Source organism: Hungatella sp. L36 (assembly GCF_014288035.1).
In genome coordinates this window covers 102,517-126,166 of the sequence record NZ_JACOPC010000016.1, presented here as the reverse complement: position 1 = coordinate 126,166, position 23,650 = coordinate 102,517, and the positions used below count along the sequence as shown (strand labels likewise).

Here is a 23,650-nt window from a genome sequence, read left to right as displayed (position 1 = left end):
AATATATAAAATGCTTCCTGCCGGGTGTAATCCGACAGGAAGCAAACGTACTTTCCCGATTTATCTTATTCCTGTTTTCTCTTATTTCCTATTTTATCTTACTTCCTATTTTATCATACAGCATTTCAAAATCTTCTACCGCCATAGGCTTCGCATAGAAAAATCCCTGGGCCATCTTACAGCCGATTCCCTTTAGGAACCGGGCCTGGGCCTCATTTTCCACACCCTCGCACAGCACCTCCACATTTAAATCCCTGGACAGATTTACGATGCTGCTGATGATGCTTTTATTGGCGTATGTAATCTCACTTCTCCCCAGAAAGCCGCGGTCCAGCTTGATGATATCGAAGTAGATATCCTTTAACACATTGAGACTGGAAAATCCTGATCCGAAATCATCCAGCAGGATCGGGTATCCGTACTCGCGGAACCGGTTGACCGCATCACTGATCTCCATTAGATTCTCCACAAAGATACTCTCCGTGATCTCGAGCCCCAGATCCTTGGGATCGACGCCATATCCCGTGACCAGCCGGTGAAAATCATCGACGAAGCCCGCGTTCTTAAACTCTTCCCTGGAGATGTTCACGGATACGGAAAAACTGGAAAGCCCCCGCCGCTTCCTCTCCGCCATATAGCGGCACACCTTGTCGTAGATCAGAAAATCCAGCCTGGTGATATCGCCCACCGTCTCCATGAGCGGGATAAATTCCCCTGGCATAATCTCTTCCCCCGTGCTCCGCATTCTGGCCAGCGCCTCCGCTCCCGTAATCTCCCCCGTCCTGATATCAAAGAGCGGCTGCAGGACAAAATAAAATCCATCATCTGAAAAGGCCTGCATGATTTGCTCCGACAGCCTCCGGCGCCTCACATGATTTTTCTCCATCTCCTCCGTAAATATAGCACATCGCGATACAAACGTCGGTTTTAAAGACTTTCTCACCTGCTCCGCCCTGCTGATATAGGGATGGATGCTCTTCGCTCTGTTAGGGATCTCGCAGATTCCACAGACGAAGCCCGGAAAGCACTTGGGATGCGCCTCCCACTCCCGTGCAAGAAACGCCTCGGTTTCCCGGTGAAACTTTTCCGCCATATCCTCGGCGCTGACACCCTCGGGTATGGTAAACAGCGCCACAAAATTGTCAGCGTACACGCGGCTCCCGCAGAGATAAAAATCACTCTTTCTCAGATGATCCGCAAATGCCAGGAGCATCCGGTTGCCTTCCTGCTCCCCGTAAATGCTGTTGAGCGCCTTAAATCCCAGAATATCGGCGTACAGCACGCCAAAATGGCGGTGCTCCCTGTCCTTTTCTATGATTTCCATTGATTTTTTCAAAAATGTATCGTAATCCGGCAGCTTCGTGACCTTGTCGTACTGCTTCATCTCCTGAATCATGTAGCTCAGGTTGCTGTCTTCCTGTATTTTTAAGATAAACTCGGCGTCAGCCTTCTCCTCCTGGTACTCCCAGAATTCCTTCACGTGCTCCATAAAGTTTCTCTCGTATTCCTCAGAGTAGAAATGTCCCTGCCATCCTCCTGTATTTTCCGCATAAAGCTGTGCCCTGAGCGCTTTCTTGTACATCTCATCGAGGCCGCTTCCCTCATCTGCCTCCCGAAACGCGCCTATGGTCATGGAGTTGAAGATCCTCTCTCTCCGCGCGGCGGTCAGAAGGCGGTCGAACAGGGCTTCCAGGGTTCTCTGCTCACAGGAAGCCAGAAAGACAACTCTTCCTTCGCCAATACTGCCTGCGGCCCCGTCCGCCAGACACGGTTCCCGCTCCAGTAAATTTAAGATCCATCCCCTGGCGTTCTGGCTCCGGCGTTTGATTGCAACTGAGTATTTTACAACACAAAGGCTGTAATGTGCAGCTCCTGCGCTTTTCTTCAGTAACTCTTCCAGCGTATACTTTAGTTCCGCGTTTTCCAATACCCTCACAGCTGCATCTCCTCCACCTCTGTCTGACTCGCGGACTACCCAAAATACTGCCCGTCTCAGACATTTTCATAGTTTAAGTTTACCGCGATTCAAATCGGTTGTCAAACTTTACAACGGAACGATTTCCCCGCATTCTGCGCAGAAATACAGGAGGCAGCCCGCCTGGACCGCCTCCCGTATCAACACTTTCTATTCATTATTTCACTGCGTGGGCTGGCTGATAATCTTCCACAGACTGGATCACTTCCCGCTTGATCGTTCCCGACAGGAAGAACGACATCTTCGCACACGCCGGGCCGATCAGTTCATAGAGCACGGAGGAGGACAGGATGATGGTCAGGAGCAGACTTCCGATCTCCGCCGGAAGCATTCTCTGTCCAAGGAACGCAAGACCGATGGCAACGCCGGCCTGTGGAATCAGCGCCAGGCCGATATAGCGTTTCATGGTTACAGGCATTCCTGTCATGGAGCATCCAATGTAAGCACCCGCGTATTTTCCAACGATACGGATAAAGAAATAGCTGACTCCTATGATTCCTGCCGTCCGGAGCGCCGTCACATTTAAGTTCATACCGGAAATGATAAAGAACATGGACATGACCGGCGGCGTAAAATGGTTCACCTGCTTAAACAGCTTCTTATCATTGGTCACGTTCATATATGTCGCACCAAATACCATGCAGGACAGAAGGGGAGATAGCTGGAAGAATGCACAGATGCCCGAGATCCCCAGCAGCATCGCCACCGCCAGAATCAGGCGGTTATCCTTGCTTCTGGCCGGTGTCAGCAGCTTCGACAGCACAACTCCGCATAAAAATCCGAGAACCAGTGCCATGAGATTCCAGAAGATGGGAACCATCACATCCGTAAATGAGATATGGCCGCTGGTTCTCGCATTAACCACCGCCACAACGGCACTGAAGGTCAGAAGGCATACCACATCATCCAGAGCCACCACCTGCAGAAGGACATTGACAAAATCGCCTCTCGCATGGTACTGATGGATGGTCATCATCGTACTGGCCGGAGCGGTAGCCGTGGCTATGGCCCCCAGAATCAGCGCGAAGTTCCATGACATTCCGAATATCATTCTCATGCTGATCGTCACGAGAATTCCGGCCGCCAGCGCCTCGAAGATCGTGATGATAATCACCCTGATCCCTGCTTCCTTAATGACTTCCTTCTTAAAAAATTTCCCAACGCCGAAGGCGATAAACGCCAGCGCGATATCACTCATAAATCCCATATGTCCCAGAATATCCGACGGCACCATCTTTAAGCAGCACGGACCGATCAAAACTCCCGCTATAATATAGCCGCTGACGTTCGGCAGCTTCAGCCGTTTCGTAATCCTGGTGACAATAAACCCCGCGAACAGTATGATAGACAGCGAACAGAGCACTGCTGTAGATTCATCCATTTGACTGTATAAAAGTTCCATAAAAACATCCCCTTTTTCCCCATTATTGTTGATACTATATGATTTTTCTCCTTTCTATGGTACAATTATAGCAGTCATATGTATAATAGCAAATTATGGTATCTATTGTATCTATAAATTTTTATGATAGGGGTGTGATGTTCATGATGGATTCCAAACTGGAAACCCTGATAAAGGTCAATGAAACACGCAGTTTTACAAAGGCGGCCGAGCTGCTTTCCCTGACGCAGCCGGCGGTCAGCCAGCATATCCGCCAGTTGGAACAGGATCTGGGCGCAACGCTCTTCATTCGGGGGGAAGGCCCCCTAAAACTGACGCAGGAAGGGGAAATTGCGATAAAGTACGCCAAAAGAATTCAGACGCTCTACCAGAATCTGGAGCAGAGTCTGGGCGATCAGAAGCGTCACATCACCAGGCTGTCCGTCGGAATCACCCACACCTCGGAGAGCAATATCATGGTGGAGGTCCTGGCACGTTACAGCAGCCTGAACGCAGGCTGCCGCATAACGATTATTTCTGACACCATAAATAATCTTTATAATAAGTTGAAAACTTACGAGCTGGACCTGGCAATTGTCGAGGGAAAGATCGTGGATAACAACTTTAATTCCGTCATGCTGGACACGGATTCCCTGATCCTGGCGGTATCCAACCACAATCCGCTCTCAAAGAAAAGCATTGTGACACTGGAAGAGCTGAAAAAACAGCGCCTGATTCTCCGCCTGCCGGATTCTGCCACAAGAAACTTATTTATCTCCCACCTGGAGAGCAATAACGTCTCTATCGATGAGTTAAATGTGACTCTTGAGGTAGATAACGTGGCCACGATCAAGGATTTGGTGCGAAGAGACTTCGGAGTATCGATTCTGGCGAAGAGCGCATTTGCCTCGGAACTGCGGAAGGGAAAGATGACCGGACTACCCATCGAGAACCTGAGCATGACGCGGGAGATCAATATGGTTTACCATAAGGATTTTGAGCATACGGATCTATTGCAGGAGATTACTAAGATTTACTATGAGTACTCCAGAAGTAAGTATACTTGAAATTGTGTTTTATCCGGCGGGATCATTGAAAGCTACGCCGCCGCAGAGTTGAGCCGGGGAAGGGCGGGCCGGCTGCTACTGCTGTTTGTTTACAATATAGATTCCGATGCAGACCAGGACCAGTGCTCCTATAGCGGTCAGCCCAAAGGCCTGTTGTCCTTCGCCCAGAAACAGGGCTGAAAGGATTACTCCGAAGACCGGGTTCATGAAGCCGAAGACGGCGACTTTGGAGACGGGATTCAGTTTCAGCAGGATTCCCCAGAGGGAATACGCTACTGCCGAGACGGCTGCCAGGTAGAAAAGCATGGAAATGGAAGGCGCTGTCCACACACTCACGCTTCCGCCGGTGAGATATCCACAGAGAATCATGATAATTCCACCGAGCAGGAACTGCCAGCCACTGAGCATAACCGGATTGTCCTCCCGGGAATAGATTTTTATCAGGACGGAGGAGACCGCATAGGCGATGGTCGAAAGCAGGATGAAGCCTTCTCCGGTCAGGGACAGGCTCATGTCCAGTCCGCTCTGGTTGATGTTGATTAAAACGACACCGGCAAAGCCGGCGATGCAGCCGATGATCTTGTGTTTGTCCAGCTTTTCCTGGCGGAAAATAAGGCTGGCTATGAGAATGGCTACAAATACGTTGGAGGCCTCAATAATAGAGGCCTTCACCCCTGTCGTGTGGGCCAGGCCGACGTAGAAAAAGAGATACTGGATGACGGTCTGAAAAAGGGACAGCTTTGCGATCCGGATCCAGGAGGTCTTCCGGGGGATTAGAGGACGGCGGTTCATCAGGCTGCCGAGGAGAATCGTCAGCAGGCCTGCAAGGGTAAAACGGCAGCCGGCAAATAAAAGCTGGCTGGAGATGTCATTGCCATCAATCTGAAATAGCTGATATCCTATTTTTATACATGGAAAAGCGCTGCCCCACAGCGCGCAGCAAACCATCGCTGTGAGGCAGACGCCCATCGTAGTCGTTAGAAACGCACTTTTCCGGTTCATCTTACAGTTCAATTCCTTTTAACTTGATGTAATCCTTAATGAGCTTCGCGGTCTGCTCCAAATCGAATTTGCTGGTATTGATGATCAGATCGTAATTGGTCCAGTCCTCCCAGCGGCCGCCTGTATAGTAACGGTAATACTCCTTGCGCTCTCTGTTAATCTTCTTCACACGTCTTGCAGCCTCTTTTTCGTCCACCTTATCTACTTCCATGGTACGCTTGATCAGGGCCGGGACATCGGCATAAACGAAGATTTTTACGAGGCCTGGCACGTCCACGTCCTCGCGGCTTAAGATGTAATCAGCACAGCGTCCGGCAATGATGCAGGACTCCTGGTCTGCCAGTTCCCGGATAACCTCAGACTGGAAACGGAACAGATTCTCGGGTTTCACGATATCGCCGTCTGTAGACGGCTTCCCCAGCTGCGGCTTCATCCCGCTTACAATCTTATAAAGCAGGTTATTGCCCGCCTTTTCATCGGCCAGACGAAAAAACACCTCTCCGACTGCACTCTGCTCCGATGTCATGGTCAGAATTTCCTCATCGTAAAAATGTATTCCCAGCTCTTCCGCCAGCGCTTTGCCTACGATCCGGCCGCCGCTGCCGTACTGCCGGCCAATGGTAATGACCAGATTCTGTTTTTCCTTCATGATACCTTCCCCCCTTATTGTTCTTCCATTACCGTATCAAAACAGATGGCTCCGTACGGACGGATGCTCATGCGGTAAGCATTGCCTTCTCCGAGGGCCTTCTCGATGTATGCCACGTACTCTTCCACCAGATCGTTTGGCAGCATAGCCATGATAACACCTGCGAATCCGCCCCCGTGAACACGGCACGCGCCGCGCTGTTTCCCGGCGATGAATAACTCCGTAAGCGCCAGTGCGACAGTGATCCCCTGCTCCTGATAGGCGCTGTTGGTAAAGCAGTTCTGAAGCCATTTCCAGGAGGAATTGCCGGAAGCCGTGATATTGTTTAAGAAATCGGAAAAACGGCCTTCCTTTAATGCCTTTACTTCCGCCTCCACGCGCTTGTTTTCCTCAAAGAAATGAAGGGCGCGCAGCACAGAACGGTCTCCCGCATACTCTCTCACTTCCGCAAGGTGTCCAATTACCTCTTCTTCCGTAATCTCGGCGCAGACCTCTTTTCCAAAGAATTCGGCCACTTTCTTCATCTCGATCGGCACAGAAGAATAATCCGCGCTTAAATCTGCATGGCCCTTTCCGGTATTGACGATAATCAGGCTGTGATTCTGGGAGCTGAAATCAAAATCGATCTTCTCTACAACCGGAGAAGCCGGCTCCAGAAAATCGATGGTGATGAGACCGCCGACCGCGCAGGCCATCTGATCCAGCAGTCCGGAGGCCTTGTCCCAGTATACGTTTTCAGAATATTTTCCAATGTGGGCGTAGGCTACGGTATCCATACGGCCTTCATTAAAGAATGTATTTAAAATAGAACATAAAAGCATCTCGAAGGACGCGGAGGAGCTGACGCCGGCCGCGCTGATGACATTACTCGTAATATAGGCATTAAAACCGCCGACCTCATAGCCGGATTCCTTAAAGCCCTGAAGAAGTCCCTTCACCAGGTCAATCGTTCCCGCTTTCTTATCGCTGGGGGATAAATCATTCAGATCAATGATAAAGCTCTGATTAAATGTTTCGCTGATAATATGTACCTTGCTGCTGTTGTTCTTCGCAGCCACGCCGACACAGTCTAAGTTAATGCTTCCTGCAAGGACTTTTCCATGGTTATGATCCGTATGATTGCCGCTGATTTCCGTACGTCCCGGGGAGCTGAACAGGGTCACGTCTTCTTCCGCAAATTTTTTCTGAAAACTTTTCACAAGATTCTGATACCGTTCTATATTGGCATCCACCGCCGCTTCGCCGTACAGTGCGGTCATAAGCTTCCTGGATTTTTCAGATTCGAGCATTTGGATTGTATCGCATACTTTCATGTCACATGATCTCCTTTTTTCCATACATTTTCAAAATATCAGAATACCTCCGACACCTGCGCCGCGGGAATCTGCTCTTTGACAAAAGTATATCATAACTTACGAGTCTTCTACAATATAATATTTATCGAAATCCTATAATTTCATTTGACGTCGCTGCAATTCCCGGCGGAGACTTTCCGTGGGGTCGTGAATTGCAGCTTGACACCCGCCCTGCCGCTTCCTTATAATGAGGAAGAACGAAAAAGGCAAGGAGGACTTTTCATGTACTGGAACGAAAAACCGTACCATTCCCTGGATTATGAGATGAAACGTGCCTATGGTCATAAAATATATAAACTGGCATTAGACGGCGGCATGACCTGTCCGAACCGCGACGGCACCCTGGGTACGGACGGCTGTATCTTCTGCAGCGGCGGCGGCTCCGGAGAATTTGCCGAATCTCTGTCCGCCCACGTATCCGTCACGGAACAGATCGAAGCGGCTAAGGCCCGGGTAGAAAAAAAGATGGAAAAAGCCCGGCCCGGAGCTTCACCGGAATATCCCAAAGGCCGTTACATTGCCTATTTCCAGTCCTATACAAACACGTACGCGCCGACTTCGCACTTAAGGGCGCTGTTTACTGAGGCCATCACCCATCCGGACATCGCTGTCCTGTCCATTGCCACACGCCCCGACTGCCTTCCGCCCGAAGTAATCGCGCTTCTGTCAGAGTTAAACCGCATAAAACCGGTCTGGGTGGAACTGGGCCTGCAGACGATTCACGAGGAAACAGCGCGCTTCATTCGCCGCGGCTACCCGCTATCTGTCTTCGAAGACGCTTATCAAAGACTCCATGACGCCGGTCTGACCGTGATAGCCCACGTAATTCTCGGCCTTCCCGGAGAGACGCCCGCCATGATACAGGATACGGTCAGCTATCTCGGCCGCTTGGGGGAACACGGTATTGACGGTATCAAACTGCAGCTCCTGCATGTGCTGGAAGGAACCGACCTTGCCGTCTTATACCGCGCAGGTGGTTTTCAGACATTTTCGCTGGAGGAGTACCTCGATCTCGTAATCGACTGTATCGCTCTTCTCCCGCCGGAGACGGTGATCCACCGGATCAGCGGCGACGGTCCCAAAAAACTTCTCATAGCCCCCGTGTGGAGCGGAAACAAACGGCTTGTGCTGAACTCCATGGCAAAGCGCTTCAAAGAACGCGGCGTGTGTCAGGGGGACCGGTATTTGAAGGGACAGACGGATTGAGCAATTTCCTTCCTCCATTCATACACAGAAAAAATGGCGGTCTTTTTATACCAGAGCCGCCATTCTCTCAAACCCATACTCATGCAGGACCAGGTCATCATCAATCACCTCGTCATACACTCCCTCTGCCTTTTTGAAACCATTCTTCACATAGAGATTAATCGCCGGTTCATTGATATCCACAACAAACAGCCTTAAGTATTCAGCCCCCAGTTCTCCCGCCCTGGCAGCCGCCATGTTAAGTGCAATACTGCCAATTCCCCTTCTCAGGTAATCGACGTTCACTCCAAACCGGTCAATGTACAGGGCCTTCCCCTGCTCATCGCTCCATCTCACACAGTCAGCACCAGAGGCTGAGCTGCACAGGGCAAATGCGGAAACAATATTCTCTTCTTCCGTGAGAACGTAAAGGCGATTCCTTTCAATATCTTCGGAGAAAAACTCACAAGGATATATTTCGTCCCAGATCGGGACTCCATTTTCATCCATATTTCGGATTATTTCTTTATATACAGCTTTAAGCTGCGGTAAATCAGCCATTTCTGCCAACCGTAATTTCATGTCAATACCCCACCACGCCATTTTCATCTATGGTCACACCGAACGAAATCTCCTGCATGTACTGATAAAACTCTGCCTTTTTTCCCGGATCGGTCAGTTCCTTTGTAAATCCGGCCCCGGAAGTGCCTGGGACCAGGGATAAATTCACCTGATTCTGTTCCAAATCCACATCTGCGCGCAAAAGCGCGGTCTTCGGAATGCTGCTTCCAAAGATAAAATTGCCGAGACTGTATACAATCGGCTTTCCCTGATAGTATTCAATCCCCTGCAGTACATGAGGATGGCTTCCAATGACGAGATCAGCTCCCGCATCGATCAGCTGTCTGCCAAGAGTCCGCTGGTATTCCTGCGGCTTTTCGTCCCGTTCGATTCCCCAGTGCATGTACACCACCAGATAATCACAGTATTCCCCGGCCGCTTCGATCTCTTTTATGAGTATGGATGGATCGTATCCGCTCACCATTCCCGGCTTTTTGCTGTTAGCCACCCAGGAAGTATCGGGATACACCCTTGAGGCTGCCAGGAAACCGATGGTTCTGCCGCGCACCTCGATGGTCTCCAGCTGCTTTGCACGGTCCATGTTGGCACCGGCTCCTACATAGGGGATTCCCGCATTCTCCAGAGTCGTACACGTATCCACCAGTGCATCGGTTCCATAATCCAGTGTGTGATTATTGGCAATCGTCACGATATCGATCCCCAGCTCATGCATCATGGAGACCCGCTCCGGCGGTACCCGAAATGTAAACTGTTTATCCGGAGCCGGCGTTCCTCTGTCGCTGAACGGGAACTCCTGATTCGCCATATAGATGTCCGCCCTGCTAATTTCGTCCCGATATGCCTCATCCAGCACTCCATGTATGCCCCCTGCATTATCATAAGCGGTCAATACATGACTGGAAAAATATATATCCCCGCTAAAAAGCAGATGAACGACAGGATCCTCCGGTTCTGTCTCCGCCACTGCGGCCGTACTTGCCGCTTCCGTATCCGATACTTCCAGCTTTAACACTTCCTCCGTGGCCGCCTCCGGAGCCGAAGCCGCCGTCTGCTCCCCTTCCTGCGCCGCTGGAGCCGCCGCTGTCTCCTGACCGAAGGCAAGAGTCTCCCTTATGCCGCCTCTCTGTCCATCCACCGCAATCCATACAAGGAGTGCCGCAAGGAGAAATACCGGAAGGATAATCAGCAGCTTCATTAATAAATTCGTCCTTTTCATCCCTTCCTCCTTAATTCATTATCGAATGATTCATGATAGATGCCTGATTCATAACCTTTTCTGCAAATATTTCCGTTTCTTCCTTAATTTTCCCATCGTAAACCCGTTTTCCACTACAAAAGTACGTTTCTTTCATAACCTTTAAGTCATGATACTTCAAAAATACTTTATAAATTTCTGATGCACCTTCCAGAATTCCTGCTGTGGTGAAGACGGCTACACACTTTACCTGCTGTGGAGACAGGCTCTTTATATACTCTTTCAGTGTCCTGGGAATCTTTCCCCAATAGACCGCACCTCCCAAAAATAAGATATCCGTAACTCCTTCCAGCGGAACTTCGATGGATTCCGCCTGGCAGCCCGCCACCGGTGCAATGGCTTCCGCGATTACTTTCGTATTCCCTGTTCTGGAATAATAACGCACTGCTGTCTTCATGCTTCCCGCTCCAATCTCTTGATAGTCTTTACTAATATTACACTGAGACTGTGTATTTGTCAAATTATGCCAGCAGTGGCCGCGCTTATGCTTTATATGCGCATGACCGTTCACACCTCCATCACAAAGAAAGGCCTTCGCGGCTATCCGATTTCAGGACAGCCATGAAGGCCTGATTCACATTACCCAATATACTTGCATTACGATTTTACTATTACTATTTTATCATTACTGTTTCATTATACTTCGTTCTATATTCCTGCTCCAACGCACATGTCTGGAGGCCATACCGCCTACAATGCAACGATAATCCCGCCGTCACTGGCATATACCGTTGCCACTCCGGCCGTCTCTGTAATGATAACATCCTTAAATGTCGCCTGGCGGCACATCTCGTTCTTCACCACCTCTGCGCGCTCGGGATTGTTGCAGTGGGCGATAATAAGTACCTTGTCTTTCGTCTCTCCTGCTTCCCGGATCGCGATATCGGCCATGCGCGTAAGGGCTTTATTGATCCCCCTCGCCTGATCCAGCTTGACGATCACACCGGAATCAGCTCCCATAACCGGCTTAATGTTCAATGCGGTAGCAAAAAATGCCTGAAGGCCGGTCAGACGGCCGTTCTTGCGCAGCGTGTCCAGACTCTCCAGTACGAAATATGTTCTCATATTCTTAATAAAGCTGCGTGTCTTCTCCTCAATCTCCTCAAACGGAAGAGATGCCTGACAGAGCGACTGGATATAGAGGGCGATGTTTAACTCCCCGGAAGAGGCGGAATCGGAACTGAAGACTGCGATGTTTTTCCCATCCTGGCCATGTTCCTCCTCATAGAGCTTCTTCGCCAGTACGGCGCTGTTGTACGTTCCGCTTAAATGCTCGGACAGTGTAATAACAAATATCTGCTCCGCGTCGCATTCAAATGCCTCCTTAAACCTCTCAGGCGACGGACATGCGGTCTGCGGGCACTCACTGCTGCTTCTTACCAGCTCCAGAAACTTCTTCTGGTCAAAGGTCTCATCATCTATTACCTGGGTATGCTCTACCTGCAAAGTAAGGGGAATAATCTGAAAATGCGGATCTTTCTTTAAGTCAGCCGTTAAATCCAGACAGCTGTCCCCGATAATCTTATAGCTCATATTCTATTTCCTCCTGACATATAACTTGTCATGTAGTATTCATTACTATATATTATAGGGAAGCCACGGTGGAATGTCAATAGAATATTACTCCTGAACTTCCGCATTTTGCATCTGTTCCCGGAGTTCCGGGCCATTCGTCCCGTTTTCGGCCATAAGAAAGCCGGTAATCTCATTCAGGCTCTCAAAATCTGTAAAATCCACCTTCCTGCCAAATGTCTCAATCAGCCCCTGTGTCTCGGAATTCCGCTCTTCCGGCGGGATCTTCTTAACCCTGCTGTACAGAAGCCCCATCATTGCCCGGTGTGCGACGGACAGCCTGGAGTAATCCATGCCTCCTCTCAGATGAAAGAGCTTCGTTTCGGCCCAAAGCGGGTCCGCCAGCTGCTTTTTTATAAAATTTCGGATATTTCTGACATTGGTTTCATCGGCCGGATCAGACAGTCCCACCGTGACCACCAGAAGCTTAGCAGCCGGTTCCTGGCGAAGCAGCTTTGCCGTGTGGCTCAGGCCTAGAATCTGTCCGGCATAGATCCCTCCCAGGTGTATGACCACTTCACAGGAAGAGAGAGACTTTACCTCCTTGCAGTTTCTGCACGGTATTCCCGTCCTTCGTGACAATTCTTCCGCATAACGCTTCGTTGTTCCGTACTTGCTGCCATAAATAATGATTCGATCCATATCATTCCTCCTGTATCCCTCTTTTTTCTGTGACCGTTACGGTGCCGCCGTCATCGCCTCTTCCGCGGCCTCCAGGCCGTCGATTCCATCGTACAGCTTCATAAGCAGCGTAAACAGCTGCTCCATCTCCTGATCCGTGTACCCCTGAAACAGACAGGCGAGTTTCTGTCCGTGAAGCGCTGCAGTCTGTTCAAAGTACTCGCCCAACCGTTCCGTCGGAAGCAGAAATGACGCCCGCTTGTCATTTTCGTTCTGTATGATTGTGACGAACCCCTTCTGTTCGAGAACTGCGGCCAGCTTCTTGATATTCTGCCTGGAGCATCCCAGCAGATCTCCCAGCTGGGTGAACGTCAGCCGCTCCTCCGACTGCCTCACCATGGTCAGAAGCATAAACTGCTTAAGCGTGATGCCGGAGCTGCTCCTATCGAATATGGTCTGCAGCCTGTTTTCGGCAATGCACAGCGTGCTGAACACGGCTTTCTCCTGTCTTTCTCTTGTACCTTTAAAACGTCTGATGAGATCTAAAATCTGCATGCGCCCTCCATATAGTAACTAGTTACCTATTTGTTGTAAAGAGGAGGACAGGAAAGTCTGCAGGCTTCCCTGTCCTATTTTCCGGCTGATCTCATGGAGGCCAGCCGGTTCGTCTTATCTGTCTGTAGATCAGTCGTCTTCCTGTGCGCCTATAACCCCCGCCGTACTGGCAGCAGTCGCAACGACAATCACAACGACAAAGAGGATCAGCAGAATAATCCCTCCGAAAAATGCCAGCATAAAGGTCGTACCGTCATCTTCCGAAGCCGTCTCTGCGGCAGCTGGTTCCGCGGCAGCCGCCGCATTTTCCGTCTCCGCATGAGAGATGAGCACCGCTCCCGGGGCCGCTCCTGCTAATACTCCGATGGCCAGCGCCAACATAAGCCGCAGCACTGCCTTCTTTATCTCCCTTATCTTGTCCGTCATAAGAATCTCCTCCTGGTTACTATACAATCATAGTACCTAGTACTGCGTTGCGCAATTAACTGTGATAAAACACCCGCTATCTACGCCAGAGCCGCGCCTGCAAAGCTAGTCGTAGGGTCCACTACGCCGTCGCTTTGCAGACACGCCTCTGACGCAGATATCAGGCATTTTATTCACAATTAATTACACAATGCAGTACTAGTATATCATAAGGGAGCGGAAAATGGTATCCCCAATCATTCTTAGTTTCTTATTCCTCTTAGTTACTTATTCCTCTTCTTTACCCATATCTGCCATGAGGATCATGATATCGTTACTTCTCGCAATGAATTTCGTCATGCGCTCCGGAGTCAGGGATCCGTGGCTTAATGCGGCCAGGTCATACAGCTGCTCGCAGATCTCCTGGATGTGGCCGCCCTCTCTGTGATTCAAAACGTACTGAACCAGCTTATTGTTGTAGTTGAGCACCAGAGTCTCACCGCCGGCTCCAAACATGGACGGATCCATACCCGGCATGGTGTACATCTTCATCATCTCCTGCATACGGCGGCTGTCTTCGGAGACCGTAATCATGGAAGAAACGGATTCATTTTTCAGTTTTTCCACTTTTACTTCCAGTTTATCGTTGCCAAGCGCCTTCTTAAACACCTCTGTCAGCGCGTCCGCATCACCCTTCATGGCTTCCCTGGCCTCTTCCGTCATCTCTTCCTTAAAGCTGTCTGATAAGTCTGAGTTGATAGCCAGGAACTTCACATTCTCATTCTTCTGCTCCAGGAAATTGATGAACGGGCTGTCGATATTCTGAGTCATATAGACCGCGTCCATGCCTTCCTGCTTAAACATATTGATGTACTGGCTCTGTTCCTTCTCGTCTGTGATATAGAATACGGTGTTCTCGTGCTTTTCCTTATTCTCCTCCAGGCAGTCGGCCAGAGTGAAATACTTTCCTTCCAGATTCTTGAAAATGATATAATCATTCATCTTTTCAGCGAATTTCTCGTCCTTTAAGCAGCCGAATTTGATAAATGGATTGATATCATCCCAGTACTTCTCGTAATTCTCACGGTCGGTCTTGAACATACCGCTTAACTTGTCCGCCACCTTCTTCGTGATGTAATCGGAAATCTTCTTGACAAAGCCATCGTTCTGCAGCGCGCTTCTCGATACGTTAAGCGGCAGATCCGGACAGTCGATCACGCCCTTCAGCAGCATTAAGAACTCCGGAATTACTTCCTTGATGTTGTCTGCGATAAATACCTGGTTGTTGTAAAGCTTGATTACGCCTTCCAGGCTGTCATAATTTAAGTTCAGTTTCGGGAAGTATAAGATTCCCTTTAAGTTGAACGGGTAGTCCATGTTTAAATGAATCCAGAACAGCGGTTCTTTGTAGTCATGGAATACCTTGCGGTAGAAGCCCTTGTACTCTTCCTCTGTGCACTCGTTCGGATGCTTGTTCCACAGCGGGTGGATGTCATTCTCCGGAACGGGACGCTTTAATATCTTATATTTTTCCCTGGCAGGAGAAATCTCTACGACTTCTTTTTCGCCGTTCTCATTCTCTTTCTCCTCAGTCTTGGCTTCCTCGACGATCGTCTCGATAATGGTGTCTTTCTCGGTCAGCTCATCCTTCTCGATAGTATCATACTGCGGTTCAGCGGAGGAATTCTCCAGATAAATCTCCACCGGCATGAAGGAGCAGTACTTCTCCAGCACTTCTCTGGCGCGGTACTCGTTGCAGAACTCCAGACTCTCTTCATTCAGGTACAGCTTAATCGTGGTTCCGAAAGAGGTCTTATCCCCCTCTTCCATCTCATATTCCGTGCCGCCGTCAGATTCCCAGTGAACCGGCGCTGCACCTTCCTGATAGGATAATGTATCGATCGTCACCTTATCCGCTACCATAAATGCGGAATAGAAGCCCAGTCCGAAATGGCCGATAATCTGATCCTCATTGGCCTTGTCCTTATACTTCTCCAGGAAATCCTGTGCTCCCGAAAATGCGATCTGGTTGATGTACTCATCCACTTCTTCCATGGTCATACCGAGGCCGTTATCGGTGAAGGTGATCGTCTTATCGTTGGAATCCACCGTCACGGTAATCTTAAATTCCACGTCCTCCGGCTTCTGCCACTCTCCCATGACCTCAAGCTTCTTTAATTTCGTGATCGCGTCGCAGCCGTTAGACACTAATTCACGGTAGAAAATGTCGTGATCCGAATAAAGCCACTTCTTGATAATCGGGAATATGTTTTCGCTGTTAATTGTCAAACTACCTGTCTTTGCCATATCCATACACTCCTTACTCTTTGCTGTATATTTTTCCATGGTTTGCCATGGTTTCTCACTCTTTGCCTGCAAAGAGTATTTTAATACTCCATTTTCCAAATGTCAATAGAAAATTAGCACTCATTTTAAATGAGTGCTAGTAATTGCCTATTCCTCCTGGAAAATAATCTCGTTTTTCTTCAAAAAGCTTCTCACCGCCTGATCCCATTCCATATCCAGGGTCTTGTCCAATGTAAAAATCGAGACCGAAGTGCCGGTCACGCAGAACAGTTTTCCTTCCTCATAACGGATATTTAAGTACAGGCCATTGACCTGATCCGCCTTCAAAGGCATCTGATGGCCAGTTACAAACTTATCCACTGCCTGAGGCGGCATCTGCAGCACAATCTGGAAGCTGCCCGGAAGCTTCTTCCCCTTAATCAGTGAAAAACAGTATGGCCGGATCATCTTCCAGGAAGACAGTTCTTCCATCTGATTCTCCTCCAGCTCCTCTTCGGAATAATACCCCTGGCGGATATGACCGTCGATGGTAAACACATTAAAGGTAACAATCTCCGCTTCCTTGATCAGGAAGTGATCAAAAGTCTCTCCCACAAAGAGTTTGGCTGTAAATTGTCTGATATCTTCAATTCTTAATGCTATCATTTCACATTCTCCCCGTATTCTTCATGCATTTAATTCGCCAAAAGCTGTCCACGATCTCATATTCGATGATCAGGTCATCTTTGAAATGTGCCGTGACCGTAAGATCCTGCCACTCATACGGCGTTCCGTTCCATAGTAAAAAGCTCTCCACAAACAGCTTATGATCCACTGAAAACTGCTGGATGCACTGCATGGTAAGCGCCACAAATTTCTGCTCGGTCACCGGTGCAAAGACCTCCTCCGGGACACCGGAAAAGGCCACCAGAACCGCGCCGCCGGAATGCGGCCCCCGGTAATAGCAGCAATGCTCCGCTAACCCACAGGCCACTATGGACAGTGAATGGCCGTTAAAACAGTCCGTCAGTTCAAATTCCGCAGTCGTAAGCGGCTCAAGCCTCCACTCTTCTCCCGCGGCTCTCACCTTGTTCGCCGTCTGAAGAATCTCCTCTGGAAAACCATTCACATTTTCCCAGCCCCACAGCCACGTATTGGAGGAAGACGCCTCGCTTCCAAGAAACTGCAGAGGATACTCGTCCGTTCCAAAAGCGATCACGCCCCGTGAAAAATCCACATTCCAGTCCCGGTCCTTTACAACCAGCTCCCTGCACGCATCCTGAACCGCCATCACCTTGCCGAGGCAGGCGGAAAATACGAGAAACCAGCTGCTCCTGTCAAATTCACAACAGGTAAAAGCCGACTTTCTATTATGATCCCCATTCCCATCAGTTCCCGGCGTCTCCGCTTTTTTTCGATTTTTAAAGAAGTTCATTTTGCTCCTCCTCGTCTATATTCCGCTTCATCCTCAATGGAACTATTTTACCATAGAAGGCGCGGGGACGCCATTCTTAATTTTTACCCACAATCAGTAAGAACCAATTCCCACCTCTTCCACTTTGTGATATACTAAAAGCTGTAATTACACAGAAAAGAGGTCAAACCTATGAATGATATGAAACAGCTGGAGCGGCTTATCTCCGCTTCCGTATCCCCGTATCACTGCATCATGACGGCCGCCGCTTCCCTGGACGGCGCCGGATTTACAGAACTCTCCCTTTCCGGTTCCTGGAAACTGGAGCAGGGACACTCCTACTATATAAAAGCGTACGATTCGACGCTCATCGCATTTACCATCGGCGAGCTGGCGGATCAGACGCCGAAGCTTAAACTGGCCGCCTCCCATACGGACTGGCCCTGTCTGAAATTAAAGCCTTCTCCCGAGGTAACTTCCGGACGGTACGGAAAACTCAACACAGAGGTCTACGGCGGACCGCTTCTTCACACCTGGTTTGACAGACCGCTGTCCATGGCAGGCAAAGTCTGCGTGACCAGTGATGCTCCTGCCGGCACGAAAACCATATTCGTGGACTTTAAGCGCCCGGTGCTCACGATTCCAAACCTGGCTATCCACATGAACCGGGAGGCCAATCAGGGCGTCGCTGTCAATCCGCAGGTTGACATGCTCCCGCTCTTAACCTTAATTAAGAGTGACCTGGAAAAGGAAGATTTCTTCTTAAAGGCTCTGGCCGCCGAAGCCGGTGTGGAAAAGCAGGATATACTGGACTACGAAATCTACGTCTACAATACGGAGAACGGCACTTTATGCGGGCTTGACGGTGAATTCTATTCCGCTCCGCGTCTCGATAACCTGACCTCCGTGCAGGCCTGCTTAAGCGGTATCATGAACAGCACTGCCGGAAATGAGATACATGTGATCGCACTCTACGACAATGAGGAGATCGGAAGCAGCACGAAACAGGGAGCCGCCTCGCTGCTCATGGACCGTGTGCTGGAAAAGCTCTTCCTGTCCCTCGGCTGCTCCAGAGAAGCCTACTTGAACGCCCTGTTTGACGGCTTCATGCTGTCCCTCGACGTCGCACACGCGATTCATCCCAACCACAGCGAAAAATGTGATATCAAGAACCAGATCCTCATGGGAGACGGAGTCGCCATCAAACTGTCGGCCAGCCAGTCCTATGCGACCGACGCGACCAGTACGGGAATGATTGAAAGTATCTGCAGAAATGCCAAAATTCCATACAGGAAATTCTCCAACCGTTCCGATATGAAGGGCGGATCGACTCTCGGAAGCATTTCCTCCAGCTATTTAACCATGCGCACCGTGGATGCGGGAATCCCGATGCTGGCCATGCACTCCGCCAGGGAGGTCATGGGGACTGCGGATCAGAAAGCACTTGTTGATCTGGTGACTGCTTATTTTAACAAAACAAACATGGATTGAAAGACTTGAATAAAAAACAGGAAACAGGGGGGCGCCAGCTGATGGAGCCTCCTGTTTCCTTATCTCGTTCTTCTGCTCTCAAGCCCAACCGCTATTCACAGGCTATTCATAGATCTTCATCGTCTCCGGCACAATCTCTCTGCCGGTTTCCAGCGGTGTGGTCGATGTACGGCTTCCTTCCCAGTACCGGTATACATAGGTACTGGAAAATAAAAGTCCCGCCGCGATCAGAAGGACCAGAATAACCTTAAGCACCGCGGCAAAAACTGCCTTCCCCCTGGTACTTTTTCGCTTCCGGCTCCTGCCCCGGCTGCTCCTTCCCCCTTCTGCCATGGAATGCCCCTCTGCTTTCCTTCCCCATTATGAATTGGGAAAATGTTTTCTGTACAAGTCAAAAAAATTCGTAGTCGTCGTCTTATCGTCAATGGAAAACTTAATTCCATCCCAGATATCGTTGCTGAATGTAACCGGATTCTCTGTCTTGAACTGATTGTAGATCTGTCCGAATGCATCCTTTTTCCTCTGCTGGTACAGGTTATCCTTTCTCGCCTGTGTGGCATCCTCGTCGTAATCGCTCACACATTTGATGATGTAGAACATGCCGTTGTCCTCCACCACCGGGCTGATCTCGCCTGCCGTCAGGGAAAATGCCGCATCCTCCAGCGCTTTCCTCGCTTCTCCGCGTCCCAGCTGTTTTTGAATCTCGTTATCCTCTGAATACTCCCGTGCAATGGCTTCGAAGTCCGCCCCGTCTTCGTTCACCTGATTCAACACGTCCTGGGCCGTATTCCCGTCCGAGAGGACGATCTGGTCGATGGTTATGACCTTTGCCTCACTGTCGCTGATCTCCAGATTCATATCCTTTGTCAGTTCACTGACCACCTTGTTGGAAAGGAAGTATTCCTCATACATCGTCCGCACATCGTCCTCCTTCACCCCCATGTACGCGATGTCATCCTCGGTCAGAGACTCATAATACTCCTCCGACAGCTTCCGGATCTCCTCCTTCTCGGCGCTCGTGATGATAATCTCCTTATCCTTTGCCAGAAGATTCATCCATTTCATCTCCTGAAGGAATTCCTGGGCCTGCCCCAGCAGATACGTCTCAAATGTCTCCCCATCCGGCAGTTCCACGCTCCAGATCTGGCCGGTATATGCCTGCTGGTAACGGTTGCGCTCTGTCGCCACAATGATCATGGACTGCGGAAGTGTGTATGCCTTCGTTTCATTTACCTCTGAGACCATGGGAAGCCCCTTGGCGCAGCCGGTAAGAAGCATGGCGGCCAGAACAGCGGCCAGCGTTTGTTTCACTTTTTTTCTATATTTAAAATTCATGGACAACTCCTGTATGAATGAAAAACTCTCCTATGTGTTATGCGAATAGTATTATACCATACTTTCTGTCACGATTCTACTTCCCTGATTCGTTTTTTCTACCAGAATATGGCTGCCGATCTGTTCTTTCAATTCTTCCACATGGGAAATGATTCCAACCATGCTGGAACCGCCGCTCAAAGAGGTCAGAATCGCCACCGCCTGTTCCAGGGATTCTGCATCGAGAGAGCCAAATCCCTCGTCCACAAAGAGAGCTTCCACCTGGATGCCTCCCGCGTAGCTCTGTATCACATCGGAGGTCCCCAGCGCCAGTGCCAGCGCAGCGTTAAACGCCTCGCCTCCCGACAGACTCTTCACGGAACGGCGCTTGCCCGTATACTGGTCAAGCACCTCCATCTCCATGCTCTCCTTACTTCTCCTGTCTCTTGTTCTGTCCAGCCGGTGCAGTTCGTACCGCTCCCCGCTCATCTTGAGAAGGCGCCGGTTTGCCGCCCGGAGAATGTCCTCAAAATAGACGGATAAGACGTACTGCTCAAATACCAGATTCCGGCCATTATATCCCCCGGCCGCCCGTTCCAGTTCACGGACCACGCTGTACTCTGTCTCCAGCTTTTCCTTTTCCTCCAGATGGCCTTTCAGAGTGGCCAGCGACTGCCGGTTCAAAGCCAGAGCCGCTCCCGTCCGTTCCTTTTCCTTGGCCGTCTGCCTGCGTTCTCTCTCACATTCCGTAAGCGCCGCTTCAAATCCGGATAGCTCCACCAGCTCCGTCTGTTTTGGAACCCGGATGGCCGCCTTTAACTGGGAATAAGCCGCTTTCTGCTTTTCCAGCTTAACCGCGCAGTCCTGGTAGGCCTTTTCACACTCCCGGATCTCTTTTTCTTCCTGTTTTGTCTCTTCTTCCAGCAGGCGGAGCCTTTCCTCGATTTCGAGAAGAGCCCGCTCTCCGCCGTCCGATAGATCCATGGAACCAAGGTTTTCTTCCATGTTTTTTACGGCGCCCACCAGCGCCGCCGCGTCGCTCGCGGCCGCCGATGCCTTTTCTAATGCCGCCTCATAGTCCGCCTTCAGCCGCCGGATCTGTTTCTCGTCCGGCACCTCGCCCTCCATGGACGCGGGAGCCGGATGGACAGTGGAACCGCAGACCGGACACGGAAATCCTTCCACCAGATCCCTTGCAATAATTCCCGCAGCCGCTTTCTTAAAACAGTCATCCTGATATTCGTAAATCCGCTTCTTTTCCTTTGCCTCTCCATCGAGCTTTAAATACTTTTCCTGCCGTTCAGTCAACTGTCTCCGTGCGGCCTTCCATGCGGCAAGCCCCTTTTTCTGCTCCTCCAGCACGCGTAAATCCGCCTTCTTCCCCTCCAGCTTTTCCCGGCGGGCGGGGAGGCGGCCGTATGCCCTGGCCAGCTCCTTTTTCTGTTCTTTTAAGCAGTCCCGCTCCTCTTCCAGCTTTGCCAGGGTCTTCCTGTCACTTTCATACTTTCGGACCGCCTGGTTGCCGCTTCGCAGCTCCTCGATCGCCCTCACCCGGTCCTTATAGGTCTGGTCCAGTTCTCTCAGGTGGGAGGCCAGTTCTCTCTCCCGGCTCCCCAGCCGTTCATTTTCCTGTTCCACAAATCCCAGAAGCTTTCGGTAATTCCGGTTTTTCTTTGATTTCAGTTCCTCCCAGTCCCCATTCTCAATGCGGAACGTTCCCGTGATCTCGTCCGCCCGGTGCTTCACCTCATCGATCCGGCCGTTTAGGCCCTTCACTCTGGAGGACAGCAGCGCCGTCATCGTATCGTAGATCCGCGTCTGGAAAATATCCCGGAATATCTGGGTTCTCTCTTTGGAGCTGGACACAAGAAGCTGCTGAAATTCCCCCTGTGCGATCATGGATATCTGGCGGAACTGGCGGTAATCCAGTCCCAGCAGTTCCGTCACCCGCTCCGTCACCTGCGTGCTCCCCGAGGCCAGAAGCGCCTCTTCTTCGTAGAGCTCGCCGCCCTCCAGTTCCGTGGTCATTCCCTCGCCCTTAAGCTTCGGTCTGTCATACTTTGGATTTCGGGTAACCCGGTATTGCTTTCCTCTATGGGAAAAGGTGAGCGTCGCATACGTGGGTGTGGAAGCGTCCGCAAAATCGCTCCGCAGGCTGTCCTTCTCCCGGATGCTTCCGCTGACCTCCCCGTAAAGGGCAAAGGTAATCCCGTCAAATATCGTGGTCTTTCCGGCGCCGGTCGGTCCTGAGATCAGAAACAGCCCCCGCTGCATGGCCTCGAAATCTGCCCGTTCCACGCCTTTATAAGGCCCCCATCCGCTCAAAACAAGCGCTGTTGGCTTCATGAAACCTCCTCCTCTGCCTGTTCGGCCGTCTCCCTCATCACGGCTTCCTGCTCTTCTGACATGGTCTTTCCCGTAACAAGCTCGTAAAAATCCGCAAACAGTCCATACGGACCCTTTTCCTTCATAATATCATCATGGATCACGGTATCGTCCTGCTCCACCGCCCGTTTTTCCCATTTTAACTGCATGATATTGGGATAGACGCTTCGGAGTGTTCCGATCGGATCCAGCAGCTCCGTCTCATCCGTTAAAACCGCCAGGATATAGTCCTCCGGATCCGCCGCGCTCACAACCTCCGGGAGAATTAAATCTGCCAGACGGCCCCTGATCTTTCGCATATCGTGGACCGGCGTCAGCGGAAGGCGTTCCAGCGTAACCTTCCCGTTCTCTCCCACCTCACCGTACAGCACCGACTTCCGGTGACTGCACTCGGAAAAAGAGTATTTTACCGGCGAGCCGCTGTAGTATACCGGATTCTTCCCGATCTGCTGACAGCCGTGGATATGTCCCAGAGCCGTATAGCAGAATGGCTGAAACAATGCCGCCTCCACCTGATCCGTTCCGCCCACAGTCACCCGTGTCTCCGAATCGGAGAGCTCCGGCAGCAATCCCTGGTTCACCACAAACTGATGAGCCATCAGAATATCCCTTCCTCCGGGACTGTATGTCACATGGCGGAGAATCTCCTCGAAGCTCTCTTCAAACGTCTTCATGCTGCCCTCGCACCGGTAGAGGGATCTAACCTCCGCAGGCTTTGCAAACGGAGCCAGATGAACACGTACAAAGCCCCACTGGTCGGGGATATCCACGAACCGGACCGGGGCTTCCAGCTTTCCCTCCAGATAGAGCCCCCTCTTTTCCAGAATCCGGTTGGCAAATCCGATCCGCTCTCCACAGTCGTGATTCCCGGCAATGGCCAGAATCGTCACTCCCATTTCGGACAATCCGGTCAAAAACGCGTCAAACATGGTCACTGCGGCGGCAGGCGGCACGGAACGGTCATATAAGTCACCACTCAAAAGAACGGCATCTGCCTGCCGTTCTTTTACGTAACCCATGATCTGTTTCAGTGCCGCTTCCTGTTCCTCCAGCATGGAGAATCCACTGACGGTCTTGCCAATATGGAGGTCTGATGTATGAATAAATCGCATCCTCGTTCCCTTTCGTCCCTTACTTCCCTGCTGATTCTTACGTA

22 protein-coding genes are annotated in these 23,650 nt (G+C 50.5%); 3 read left to right on the top strand and 19 right to left on the bottom strand.

Annotation, left to right across the window (positions count from 1 at the left end; genetic code table 11):
• Positions 1-88: 88 nt before the first annotated feature.
• Positions 89-1,936: a GGDEF domain-containing phosphodiesterase gene (locus H8S80_RS27820; RefSeq protein WP_117631014.1), complete on the bottom strand. Its 1,848-nt coding sequence runs from the start codon at positions 1,934-1,936 to the stop codon at positions 89-91.
• A gap of 196 nt (positions 1,937-2,132) precedes the next feature.
• Positions 2,133-3,377, bottom strand: a complete 1,245-nt coding sequence (locus tag H8S80_RS27815; protein WP_002600964.1) for a cation:proton antiporter — start codon at positions 3,375-3,377, stop codon at positions 2,133-2,135.
• Positions 3,378-3,520: 143 nt separating this feature from the next.
• Between H8S80_RS27815 and H8S80_RS27810 the strand changes: the two genes are divergently transcribed.
• Entirely contained in the window at positions 3,521-4,423 is a 903-nt protein-coding gene (locus H8S80_RS27810) for a LysR family transcriptional regulator (RefSeq protein ID WP_025530148.1), read from the top strand.
• 75 nt (positions 4,424-4,498) lie between these two features.
• Here H8S80_RS27810 and H8S80_RS27805 read toward each other — a convergent pair whose 3' ends face one another.
• Genes H8S80_RS27805 through H8S80_RS27795 form a run of 3 tightly spaced genes read right to left on the bottom strand, consistent with a single transcriptional unit; the run spans position 4,499 to position 7,387 of the window.
• Positions 4,499-5,425, bottom strand: a complete 927-nt coding sequence (locus tag H8S80_RS27805) for a DMT family transporter (protein ID WP_117631016.1) — start codon at positions 5,423-5,425, stop codon at positions 4,499-4,501.
• A gap of 1 nt (position 5,426) precedes the next feature.
• The gene (locus H8S80_RS27800; RefSeq protein WP_002600967.1) at positions 5,427-6,074 is read right to left on the bottom strand and encodes a cytidylate kinase-like family protein; all 648 of its coding nucleotides are present in this window, start codon (positions 6,072-6,074) and stop codon (positions 5,427-5,429) included.
• A 14-nt stretch (positions 6,075-6,088) separates the two neighbouring features.
• A complete protein-coding gene (locus H8S80_RS27795) occupies positions 6,089-7,387 on the bottom strand; it encodes a galactokinase (protein WP_029465562.1) in 1,299 nt (432 codons plus the stop codon).
• Between the two features lie 264 nt (positions 7,388-7,651).
• Between H8S80_RS27795 and mnmL the strand changes: the two genes are divergently transcribed.
• Complete coding sequence (mnmL, locus tag H8S80_RS27790) at positions 7,652-8,635, top strand: tRNA modification radical SAM protein MnmL/YtqA (protein ID WP_117631018.1); 984 nt, start codon at positions 7,652-7,654, stop codon at positions 8,633-8,635.
• 45 nt (positions 8,636-8,680) lie between these two features.
• On the opposite strand, the gene H8S80_RS27785 is transcribed toward mnmL, so the two are convergent.
• From H8S80_RS27785 to H8S80_RS27740, 10 genes are all read right to left on the bottom strand, one after another.
• Positions 8,681-9,196: a GNAT family N-acetyltransferase gene (locus H8S80_RS27785; protein WP_002600970.1), complete on the bottom strand. Its 516-nt coding sequence runs from the start codon at positions 9,194-9,196 to the stop codon at positions 8,681-8,683.
• Between the two features lies 1 nt (position 9,197).
• Complete coding sequence (locus tag H8S80_RS27780) at positions 9,198-10,412, bottom strand: CapA family protein (protein WP_117631020.1); 1,215 nt, start codon at positions 10,410-10,412, stop codon at positions 9,198-9,200.
• A 10-nt stretch (positions 10,413-10,422) separates the two neighbouring features.
• Entirely contained in the window at positions 10,423-10,848 is a 426-nt protein-coding gene (locus H8S80_RS27775) for a flavodoxin family protein (RefSeq protein ID WP_002600972.1), read from the bottom strand.
• A gap of 293 nt (positions 10,849-11,141) precedes the next feature.
• The gene (locus H8S80_RS27770; RefSeq protein ID WP_117631022.1) at positions 11,142-11,984 is read right to left on the bottom strand and encodes a DegV family protein; all 843 of its coding nucleotides are present in this window, start codon (positions 11,982-11,984) and stop codon (positions 11,142-11,144) included.
• An 87-nt stretch (positions 11,985-12,071) separates the two neighbouring features.
• Entirely contained in the window at positions 12,072-12,665 is a 594-nt protein-coding gene (locus tag H8S80_RS27765) for a flavodoxin domain-containing protein (protein ID WP_117631024.1), read from the bottom strand.
• 36 nt (positions 12,666-12,701) lie between these two features.
• Positions 12,702-13,199: a MarR family winged helix-turn-helix transcriptional regulator gene (locus H8S80_RS27760; RefSeq protein ID WP_117631026.1), complete on the bottom strand. Its 498-nt coding sequence runs from the start codon at positions 13,197-13,199 to the stop codon at positions 12,702-12,704.
• 129 nt (positions 13,200-13,328) lie between these two features.
• Positions 13,329-13,625 (bottom strand): hypothetical protein, encoded by a 297-nt coding sequence (locus tag H8S80_RS27755; RefSeq protein WP_002600976.1) that lies wholly within the window; start codon positions 13,623-13,625, stop codon positions 13,329-13,331.
• Positions 13,626-13,892: 267 nt separating this feature from the next.
• Positions 13,893-15,911 carry a molecular chaperone HtpG gene (gene htpG, locus H8S80_RS27750; protein ID WP_117631028.1) on the bottom strand — a complete coding sequence of 673 codons (2,019 nt, stop codon included), beginning with the start codon at positions 15,909-15,911 and terminating at the stop codon, positions 13,893-13,895.
• A gap of 147 nt (positions 15,912-16,058) precedes the next feature.
• The gene (locus H8S80_RS27745; RefSeq protein ID WP_002600978.1) at positions 16,059-16,556 is read right to left on the bottom strand and encodes a DUF5721 family protein; all 498 of its coding nucleotides are present in this window, start codon (positions 16,554-16,556) and stop codon (positions 16,059-16,061) included.
• Between the two features lies 1 nt (position 16,557).
• Positions 16,558-17,325 (bottom strand): DUF6882 domain-containing protein, encoded by a 768-nt coding sequence (locus tag H8S80_RS27740; RefSeq protein ID WP_117631030.1) that lies wholly within the window; start codon positions 17,323-17,325, stop codon positions 16,558-16,560.
• 171 nt (positions 17,326-17,496) lie between these two features.
• On the opposite strand from H8S80_RS27740, the gene H8S80_RS27735 reads away from it, so the two are divergent.
• Entirely contained in the window at positions 17,497-18,795 is a 1,299-nt protein-coding gene (locus H8S80_RS27735; RefSeq protein ID WP_117631033.1) for a M18 family aminopeptidase, read from the top strand.
• Between the two features lie 102 nt (positions 18,796-18,897).
• On the opposite strand, the gene H8S80_RS27730 is transcribed toward H8S80_RS27735, so the two are convergent.
• From H8S80_RS27730 to H8S80_RS27715, 4 genes are read right to left on the bottom strand one after another with little or no spacing between them, the layout of a single operon-like run.
• Entirely contained in the window at positions 18,898-19,128 is a 231-nt protein-coding gene (locus H8S80_RS27730; RefSeq protein ID WP_002600981.1) for a hypothetical protein, read from the bottom strand.
• Positions 19,129-19,155: 27 nt separating this feature from the next.
• Positions 19,156-20,130 carry a peptidylprolyl isomerase gene (locus H8S80_RS27725; protein ID WP_117620961.1) on the bottom strand — a complete coding sequence of 325 codons (975 nt, stop codon included), beginning with the start codon at positions 20,128-20,130 and terminating at the stop codon, positions 19,156-19,158.
• Between the two features lie 51 nt (positions 20,131-20,181).
• The gene (locus H8S80_RS27720) at positions 20,182-22,455 is read right to left on the bottom strand and encodes an AAA family ATPase (protein ID WP_117631035.1); all 2,274 of its coding nucleotides are present in this window, start codon (positions 22,453-22,455) and stop codon (positions 20,182-20,184) included.
• Entirely contained in the window at positions 22,452-23,606 is a 1,155-nt protein-coding gene (locus tag H8S80_RS27715) for an exonuclease SbcCD subunit D (RefSeq protein WP_117631037.1), read from the bottom strand. The genes H8S80_RS27720 and H8S80_RS27715 overlap by 4 nt, the downstream gene beginning before the upstream one ends.
• Positions 23,607-23,650: the final 44 nt, after the last annotated feature.